Source organism: Moorena sp. SIO1G6 (assembly GCF_010672795.1).
Classification (GTDB): domain Bacteria; phylum Cyanobacteriota; class Cyanobacteriia; order Cyanobacteriales; family Coleofasciculaceae; genus Moorena; species Moorena producens.
In genome coordinates, this window is the sequence record NZ_JAAHFZ010000106.1 from 1 (window position 1) to 9,166 (window position 9,166).

Consider the following 9,166-nt stretch of genomic DNA (forward strand, 5'->3'; position numbering starts at 1 on the left):
ATAAATGTTGGGAATTAGTTTATGCTTTGATGCGTTTAAGTCGTCATAAGCTCGATAATTATTTACGAGGTATGAGAGCTATGAAGCTTATACAGTCTACTTTTTAGCTCTCATGTCGCCCCCCCAGGTTTCTTTCAATTCAGATGCAGCTTTAAACCCATCGCAGAAGTAATTTATGGGAGGCTCTCCTTCAAGTTTTTTACAGGCAAGAAATGCTATTTTGGGCGGTAAATCATAATAAGGAGCATCGGTATGATACTCAAGAGTTCCACCAGTATATGCTTTATCTAGGCTTATGTTATTAGGTTTTGGTTCTATTACGTTAATATCTGTAGGGTGGAATCTTCTCCGTAACACACCGACTTTCTTAGTAATTTTGTCAAGTTTTTCCTCTAGATCATCTGGACTTACACCTTTAATTGTTACTATACCAAACTTATCTAAGTCACTAATCCACTGATTGGATTCAATTGCCTCATCGTATGAATGTTCTAGGATACTAAATGAGTTAGACCATTGAACTTTATCCTCGAAAGCCGGTAAAGAATACGATACAGTAGCATCTTGAGCACGTAACCAAGAAGCATCGATTTCCTCTATACCACTTCCTAAATCAATCAAAATTTTATTGTTGCTTAGTTGAACTTTATCCACAGCAACTTCTTGAAATGTATTATATATTGGGCAGTCAGTATATTCATAGGAGTCAGCAGAAAATTTTTTACTGCTGCGTGTGGACATTTGTAACCAATTCAGGTCAAATGAACTCTTGCAATTATCCTGCCAAACTATTTCTACATTTTTACCAGATAATGATACAGATTTAACTTGGAATTCTTTCTTTAGGACTTTCTTCATGTCAGTTTTTTTTTGTCAACAACGAGTAACATTGTATCTCTTTAACCGGAGAACATACCATTTTTGAACATAACACTTTCAATTTATGCTTTGAAACCCTATTCTTCTCGTTAGTTTGAGCGATGGATTTGCCAAATTGGAGATGCATTATGTGTTTTGATGCACCCAGCTCCCATCACTCAACCAAACTGACAATGGGACTGGGTTTTAAATATTCAGTTTGAGTGCCCCAAGATTAAGCAAGGGGATATCATTTATTATATTACCATTGATTGTCAAAGAAACACGCCTCTTCCGTACCTGAGTTCGATATAAGGGAATGGCACTTAGTTAAGCGCGATCGTCAGCCATTATCCAGGGTAAGCTCATCTAATTTGGTAGAAATTATAACTGAAAAAAATCTAGTTAAACCAATTTTTATGAAGATTGAAAAAAATTGAGGTATAAATCAGTACATATCTTCTACTTAAGCGGAACTTTCAACGTATTTTGAACAAGAAAGAAGAAACAATTGCGATGACGATTAGGATTTTTCAGATTTCTCAAATCACATTCTCACTCCTCTCGAAATTATTGAGAATAAATAGTTATTATTGACATTGACCCAGCCTATTTTAGGTTTGTGATACTATCAAAAAACTTTTATCTGTAGTTTATGATACGAATTTAGATGAGCTTACCCTGCATATGCCCATAGCGCATATGCAGAAAGCTGTTCGCGTAGCGTGCGCGTAGCCCATAAGCTAATATAGCACTACTCATTAAGGTTCGGAGATTGATACAAGCTGAAAAAGTGCGGCCCGTGTCGAAATTAAATTCTTAATGGGTCAAGCTCACCTGCGCTGTTGTAGTAAACTCTTGCCTCTTGCCCGCCCCCCTTAATAAGGGGGGTTAGGGGGGATTCCTAAAGCCATTGCGCGTAGCGCTATAACTGACAACTGATAGCTGATTAGCCGGTTTATATCTATTCCCAGGAATCTAAATCTAGAGCTTTGGAACCACCTCGCTCTAACTGAATCAACACGTTACCGAGTTGTGACCAAACTAGCCCACTAATAAATAAGGTCATAGGTATGGAGATTGAGTAACACAACCAATAAGGCAAGGCAAAAATTCCTAACCCAGAGGCTAGAAACAGGCAAATCCCAACAGCAATTCCCAGAAATGGGAGCAGTAACTGGATTCCTTTAATTTCAGCCAGGGTTTGACTGGATTTGGTCTTATACCATTCCTGTACTTTTTCTTTGAGTGTAGCTTCAAAAGCTAGCCCACAGGTAATCCCAGCAAACAAACCAAAAATTAACAAAAAATACGGTGGGTCTGGCCAAAAATTATACACAAATAACTCCTAATCTTCATGGTTTTACTGCCTGTGAAGATTATGACAAAGAATGACACCTTATCCAATAGCAAAGGGAATAGGGAATAGGGAACAGGGAACAGGGAACAGGGAGTAGGGAATATGCCATCAAAAATTATCACAATTCCGACACGGATTGCTAAAGCGGCGAATGCTATCCGGTAGTTGTGTTCAATATCATCTTATCGTTTCATAAGGTGGGTTAGGCGCAGCAATAATTTTTATCCGCGCTATAACCCCACCAAATTTTAAGCGGTTGGCAACCAGCGTTAATTACAATAACAACAAGTAGTCAATAGTCAGTAGTATGTAGTCATGATCAGGAATATCCTTATAGGCCAGTTGCTCTGAGATACTATTTGCTAGTAACAGCAGGAGCTTTTGGTAAAATAGCCCCAATCCCATCACTGGAAATAGTACTTAGTGCATTCAAAGCTACATTGAATAAACGTCCTGGTGGTAAATCATCTTTGACTAAGTTCCACAGACTCTGAATTTCTGCTCCATGGAGTTGGTCATCTTCGGTTAACGCTAACAACAGTTCACGTCGCAGAAACTGACCTTCCTCAGACAAGAGATACTGCAAACCAAGTTGAGCGGTTGGGAGCAAATCAAAGTTCTGATCAGACCGAGCGATCGCAATCATATTTTCCAGTCGTTCCCACTGGAATTTACCGTCTTTGAACAACACCTCAATCAAACGCCGCCGCATTTGTGGGGTTTCACCGGTAAGCAGACGCTGAGCTACATAGGGGTAGGAAACCTCGACAATTTTGAAATTCGGATCTAAGGTCAGTGCGAGTCCTTCCTGAGTCACCAGAGAACGGATAATTAAGGAAAACTTGGCTGGTACCCGGAAAGGATAGTCATACATCAACTCTGAGAACTGATCTGTGATCGTCTTGAAGTTGAAATCTCCGACACTTTCACCCATTGCTTCTCCCAACACTGCTTCTAAGGCTGGGATAATCGGCTGGATATCTGTGTTGGGTGCTAGGAAACCTAATTTAACAAAAGCCTGGGCTAATGATTGATAATCTTTATTAATTAGATCAACGACACAGCTGACAAGAGTTTCTTTGGTGTCCTGATCTAACTGATCCATCATACCAAAGTCAATATAGCCCATGCGTCCATCCGGAAGGGCAAATAAGTTACCTGGATGAGGATCAGCATGGAAAAAGCCATGCTCTAACAACTGACGTAAACCAGAGGTGACACCGGTTTTAATCAAGGTTGCGGTGTCTAGTCCTGCGGCTTCAATACGTTCTGTGTCTGTTAACTTGAAGCCATCAATCCACTCTAGGGTCAGCACACGGATACTGCTGTAGCGCCAGTATATTGCTGGAACCTTCACAGTGGGGTCGTCTTGGAAGTTTAGAGCAAACCGTTCGGCATTGCGACCTTCATTGAGATAATTAATCTCCTCAAAGAGCTTAGTGCCAAATTCATCTACAATCAAAGTTAGGTCATGACCGAGATTGAGTGGTAACCAGGGAGCAATCCAGCTAGCTGCCCAGCGCATCAAATAAAGATCTAGGGTGAGGATAGGGCGTAAATTAGGACGTTGTACCTTAACCGCCACCTCTTCACCAGTGTGAAGTTTAGCGCGATAGACTTGACCGAGACTAGCGGCTGCTACAGGTCTTGGGGAAATTTGGCTAAAGAGTGTTTGGATAGAGCGCCCTAACTCTTGCTCGATTATGGACAATGCGATCGCATTGTCAAAGGGAGGTAGCTGGTCTTGTAGTTTGATCAGTTCATCTAGAAAATCTTGCCGAATCAAGTCAGGGCGGGTGGAAAGAGCTTGTCCGACTTTAATAAAGGTTGGACCGAGGTTAGTCAGAAGTTCCCGTAGCTGTGTGGCTCGTTTTAACTTATTTTGCTCAGTCCGGTTGCCCCATTGGTCTAACTTAAAACTAAAAACAAAGCTAGCGAAACCCCAGACAATCCTCAGGCAACGCCAAATCACTACCCAAGGTCTGGAACGGTAGTAGCGCGCGATCGCTTGTGGATCATAGTACCTTTGGGGTTCATTAGACCGCTGTTCAGGAGATACAAGTTGATGCTGACTCACGCTGAGTATAGGCCTCTCTAATAAATTTATAGTTTTTTATCTATCTTTTGCTTTTTATTAAATAAGTATACACAAGTACATATACAATAACTCGGTGTTTAAGTCCAATAGTTCATGTAGGGTGGGCAGTGCATCAGACAGATAATGAAGCTTGCAAACCACGTTGGTAGGCACTGCCCACCCTAGGATGAATGACAATGGTGCAAGATCTCACTTTAAGTCCAATAGTTTAGTTCATGTAGGGTGGGCAGTGCATCAGACAGATAATGAAGCTTGCAAACCACGTTGGTAGGCACTGCCCACCCTAGGATGAATGACAATGGTGCAAGATCTCACTTTAAGTCCAATAGAGGGTTTAGGGCAGGTTTTGCTACCAGGACAATAGAGAGTCCCATAGAAACCTACACCAGAAACTTGCCCATTTCCTGAACTGGGGAATTAAATTCGCCACGGGTCGCACCTCTTGATGCATATATCTATAAATTTGTCAACTTCTATTATTACATTAACCGAGGCTCTAGCTTGAGATTTCAGCTGTTATTTCCGTGTTATCACCGACAGTCTTTAAATTAAAACTTCAGCAGAATCCTCCATGACGGGGCTAAATCAACAAAGCAACAATGGTGTCATATCGATTCCGGTGGTATCGTAGCGAACAAGCATGGGCAATCTGTTGATTTATCTACGTTGATTTATCTACACTATGCTGTTTCCACGATTGCCCGCAGCAAATCGGCACTACCGGATTGGATACCAGTTACAGACGCACGAAAATGCTTTGCCAGCAAGCAACTTTCCCTGGATTATGCAAGATTCTCCATCTTTCCCTAACCCTTCCCAAGACATTCGGTTAGGCTGCCTACAGTGGTTTTATAACTTACCACTAAGTAGTAAGCTGCTTACTGGTTTGTTTGCCTCTGAGCTAATTTCTCTGATTGGATTCTTCGGCGTCGCTGCTTCAATGATCCTAACAGGAGGGCAAATCGAACTACGAGACCAAGCTGAGTCTGAATTAGCAATCACCGAGACCAACTACAATTCTCAAATTGAGCAAACTAAGCTGGGCTTCCGTGGTCAAGCCGATAATGCTGCCATCATTGCTGCTGCGATCGCTGATCATTCTGGTCAGCCCATAAAACCAACCCTCAAGGCTGAAGTCAGACGGGTTCTGAGGAACGAAATTAAAGCCCGCAACATTGAATATGGGACTTTAGTAGGTACCAATGGCAAGATTATTGCTAATGCCAACGCTGACCGGACAGGAGAGAGGTTTAATCCTAATCAATTAGTCAGTCAAGTTTTCCAGAATCGAACGGCGATTGGGACCAGTCAAATTGTCAGCTGGGTTGAGTTAGCTAAGGAGTCACCTCAGCTACCGAATGGTTTTGTTGAACAAGACTCCCTAATTCGTTACACACTCACTCCAGTCACGAACCCAGAGACTGGAAGTATTGTAGCTGTCTTGGTATCTGGTGACCTGGTCAATGGCAAATTGCCCATAGTTCAGACCACTCTGCGGGGGGTTGACAAAGGCTATAGTGCAATCTACTATCGTCAGAGTTCGGGGGAATTTAACTTAGCCACTGCTACTTTGGATAACAGTGATGTTAAAGATTTAGAGCAAGGGGAATCGAGTTTAGATTTAGTAAACGGGTCCCTGTTGGAGAAAGCAGTTGCCCAAACATCAGAGGTAGTTTACACACGGCAAACCTTGGGTAAACAATCTTACACTATAGTCGCTAAAGCTCTAACTAATTTTGATAGTGAAGCGACCGTAGTGTTAGTCAGAGGAACTACTGGATCCTCCTTCAATCAATTTCTTAGGAATAATTTAGAACTTGAGCTGACCGTCCTTGCTATTGCCTTAATCGCAGATGTCTTCTTGGCTATCTTGCTTGGACGAGCAATTGCTAAACCACTCAAGCAACTACAAAAAACTACCCAAGAATTTGCTGCTGGCAATTTGGAAGCGCGAGTCGAGGTGTGGACGAAAGATGAAGTAGGGCAACTTACTATCAATTTCAATCCTATGGCTGACAGTCTGTTGACTGTTTTTAAGCAAAGGGAACGTTATGCAGCTCAGCAATCACGACTAAACAGTCAATTGCAGCAAGAGATTGCAGAACGTCTCCTTACTCTGGAAACACTAAAGCTGATCGATTTTTCTCTGGATCGGGTAGGGGATGCAGTTTTTTTATCAAAACAAGATGGCGGATTTTGTTATGTCAATGAAGCTGCTTGTGATTTCCTTGGCTACTGCCGTGAAGAACTACTGACCTTGCACGTTTATGATATCGATACCTTACTGTCAAAAGATAACTGGTCGCGGTTTTGGGCAAACCTGAAACAGCAAGGTTCTTTTAAGCAAGATTCAGTACATCGCACTAAATACGGGCGAGAATTTACTGTAGAAATTGTGCTTAATTATTTACAGTTTAATTATCAAGAATACAACTGTGTTATTGCTCGCGATATTACCGAGCGTAAACAGGGAGAAAATTTACTAAAAAGAACTAACTTTCTGTTAAGGGCTCAACAAGAGGCATCAATTGATGGTATATTAGTTATTGATGAAAACCAAAAAATCCTATGGCACAATCGCCGTTTTGGTCAGATGTGGAATATCCCAGAGGAGATTCTCAACTCTGGTGATGACCAAAAACTTTTGAAAAGTGTCCTATCTAAGCTAAATAAACCCAAAGAATTTATCCACAGGCTGAAGTATCTGTCTGAACATCCCAGGGAAGTAAGTCGTGATGAAATTTACTTGAATGATGGTCGGATTTTTGACCGTTACTCTGGCTCTGTGGTGTCTGAAGCTAGTGATTACTATGCTATAATCTGGTATTTCCGAGATATCACCCAGAGAAAGCAAGTAGAAGCCCAAGTTACTCAGCTCAATCAAGAGTTGAGTAATCATGCCTTGGAACTGGAAGTAGCTAATACAGAACTTGCCGCAACAAAAGACTTTATAAATAACATCATAAATGCAGTATCTGATCCAATTTTTGTAAAAGATAGAGATTATAATTGGAAATTCTTTAATGATAGCTTTTGTGAGTTTATCGGATATTCTAGAGAGCAACTATTAGGTCAGTCAGATTATGAGTTTTTCCGATCAGAAGAAGCTGAGGTTTTTAGAAAAACCGATCAACTCGTCATGAATAATGGTGTGGTTAATGAAAATGAAGAATACTTTACTGATGCTAACGGTATTATTCATTTCATTTCTACCAAAAAAACTCGTTTTTTCGATTCCAAAAATAATCCCTATATTGTGGGGGTTATTCGAGACTTGACTCATCGGAAGCAACTTGAAGACCGACTGGCAAAACTTAATGAATGCTTTCTTAACTTTGGTAGCAATCCCGACAAAAATATTAATCATCTGGTAGCCGTTTGTGGGCAATTACTCAATGCTAGTTTCGCTCTCTATAATTGCCTGGAATACAATCAACTGGTGACATTAGGACAGTGGCAAGTCCCGCCAGATTACCCGACTATGGATAGCGCAAAAGGACGTATTTGCTACGACGTGATCCGACAAGGAACTGATGAGTCAGTGGTCAAGCAGGATCTCCAGAATACAGCTTATGCTCAAACTGATCCCAACATTACGGCTTATAATCTGTGTACTTACATCGGTATTGCGGTCAAATGGAACAAAAAGGTAATGGGTTCCCTTTGTGTTTTGTATCAGCAGCAGGTAGAACCAAGTACAGAAGACAAACAACTGCTTAACCTGATTGCCAGCGCTATTGGTGTAGAAGAACAACGAAAACAGGCTCAGCAGGAACTTCAGGATAGTAAAGAGCGATTTGCTTTAGCTGTAGAAGGAGTAAACGACGGGATTTGGGATTGCAATCTCCAAACCGGTGAAATGTATTTATCCCCTCGTTGGAAGAGTATGTTGGGGTATAAAGATGATGAAATTACCAATACGTTTGAATCCTGGACACAGATTATTCACCCAGACGACTTAGAGCAAACCTTACTCAGTTTTAATAATTACCTAGAGGGCAAGCTTTTTCAGTATCAAGAAGAGTTCCGTGCTTTACACAAAGATGGCTCCTACCGTTGGCTGCTGACTCGTGGAGCGGCGCTGTGGGATAAAACAGGTAAGCCTTATCGCATAGCAGGTTCTCACACCGATATTTCAGAGCGTAAAAAAGCAGAAGAAGCTCTCAAAAGTCAGTTAACAGCTCTAGAAGCAGCTACTGATGGCATAGCATTAGTTAATCCAGCAGGTGAATACTTTTACCTCAATCAGACTCACCTGGAACTGTTTGGCTACACTCAACCGGATCAACTGGTGGGTCGGCAATGGCATATAATTTATCCACCAGAAGAAATTGAGCGTATTGAGAAGTCAGTTTTTCCCCAATTGTTTAAAACAGGAAAATGGAGTGGAGAAGCTACGGCCGTGCGCAAGGATGGTAGCATATTTGCTGAGGAATTTTCTCTAACGTTACTTGAGGATGGTGGTTTAATCCGTGTCTGTCGAGATATTACACAGCGCAAACAGGCTGAAGAGCAGATGCAGCAAAATCATCAAAGACTCGCTCTGGCTAATGCCCAGTTAGAACGGGCTACTCGTCTCAAAGACGAGTTTCTTGCTAGCATGAGTCATGAATTACGTACTCCCCTCAACGCTATTCTTGGTTTATCAGAAGCTTTGCAAGAGGAAGTGTATGGTTCGATTACAGATAGGCAGCGTAAGTCTCTCAGTACAATTCAGAGCAGTGTGCGGCTCGTTTTAGCTAGGAGCCTCTAGAAACTAGAGGGGTATGAGTTAAGGGATTCGCGGGGATAACCCCGAAATCCTAACTATTTCCTGGATGGTGGTGAAAACCCACCCCTTGAGGAGACAA

The 9,166-nt window shown here is 41.7% G+C and carries 3 protein-coding genes and 2 pseudogenes; 2 read left to right on the forward strand and 3 right to left on the reverse strand.

Translation table 11 applies throughout. From position 1 onward, the window contains the following. Positions 1-96 precede the first annotated feature (96 nt). The 3 genes from F6K63_RS35480 to F6K63_RS35490 form a co-directional block, all read right to left on the reverse strand. Positions 97-858, reverse strand: coding sequence for a TauD/TfdA family dioxygenase (locus F6K63_RS35480; RefSeq protein ID WP_287314814.1), 762 nt, complete (start codon positions 856-858; stop codon positions 97-99). A gap of 964 nt (positions 859-1,822) precedes the next feature. Further along, complete coding sequence (locus F6K63_RS35485; RefSeq protein ID WP_071107407.1) at positions 1,823-2,197, reverse strand: hypothetical protein; 375 nt, start codon at positions 2,195-2,197, stop codon at positions 1,823-1,825. 376 nt (positions 2,198-2,573) lie between these two features. Then, positions 2,574-4,295 (reverse strand): ABC1 kinase family protein, encoded by a 1,722-nt coding sequence (locus F6K63_RS35490; protein WP_287314816.1) that lies wholly within the window; start codon positions 4,293-4,295, stop codon positions 2,574-2,576. A gap of 961 nt (positions 4,296-5,256) precedes the next feature. On the opposite strand from F6K63_RS35490, the pseudogene F6K63_RS35495 reads away from it, so the two are divergent. Together F6K63_RS35495 and F6K63_RS38170 are read left to right on the forward strand one after the other, a co-directional pair. Further along, positions 5,257-8,820, forward strand: a pseudogene (locus F6K63_RS35495) (PAS domain S-box protein); the annotation flags it as partial. Positions 8,821-8,895: 75 nt separating this feature from the next. Beyond that, positions 8,896-9,069, forward strand: a pseudogene (locus tag F6K63_RS38170) (histidine kinase dimerization/phospho-acceptor domain-containing protein); the annotation flags it as partial. Positions 9,070-9,166: the final 97 nt, after the last annotated feature.

What these genes read in the sequence shown, in the direction of transcription:
- F6K63_RS35480 (WP_287314814.1), bottom strand. Translation starts at nt 858, where the DNA reads ATGAAGAAAGTCCTAAAGAAAGAATTCCAAGTTAAATCTGTATCATTA.